Raw genomic sequence first — 611 nt, forward strand, 5'->3', positions numbered from 1 at the left:
TATCGAAACATGAGGAGGAAAAAACACCCACCGCAATGCGGCGAGACTTCGCTTGAAAACGTTGAATGGTGTTTGAAGGCAAGTTGCAGCTAGCGTGCCGCCGATGACGATTAGCGCCGCTGGACCGTTGACGAGCGTCTCTATTGTCCCGCCTTCTATTGCGTTGCCACCAAAAATTGCCAAGAAGCCAAGTAGCAACCCGACAATGCTGAGGTAATCCATTAGGTCAACCTATTTACCAATTGCTCGGCAACATCATTTATGTCCAAGCTCTTATCACTATAGCCCGCCTTATCAACCGCCATTGGCATACCATAGACAACGCATGTTGCCTCGGTCTGTGTCCAAACAGTCGATCCGCTAGACTTCATAAGCCGACAACCTTCTTTTCCATCTGCGCCCATCCCGGTTAAGACAATACTAAGCACCTTGCCAGGAAAACTCTTAGAAACGGAACCAAATGTAAGATCCACGGATGGTTTGTAAGTAAGACGCTCATCCCCGTCCAAGATAGAAATTGACGCTCTACCACCTCGATTCCCTACGAGCATTTGCTTGCCACCAGGCGCCAGATAGGCACACCCTGGTTGCAGCACATCGCCATCCTCTGC

Annotated in this window: 2 protein-coding genes; both read right to left on the minus strand. The window is 49.9% G+C overall.

From position 1 onward, the window contains the following. A partial coding sequence (locus A3750_RS02295) for a motility-associated protein (RefSeq protein WP_369819914.1) occupies positions 1-222 on the minus strand: 222 nt, incomplete at its 3' end. Then, positions 222-611 (minus strand): chemotaxis protein CheB (locus A3750_RS02300; RefSeq protein WP_304440161.1); only part of this gene is annotated, 390 nt, incomplete at its 5' end. The genes A3750_RS02295 and A3750_RS02300, both read right to left, overlap by 1 nt.

This window comes from Oleiphilus sp. HI0079, from assembly GCF_001635105.1.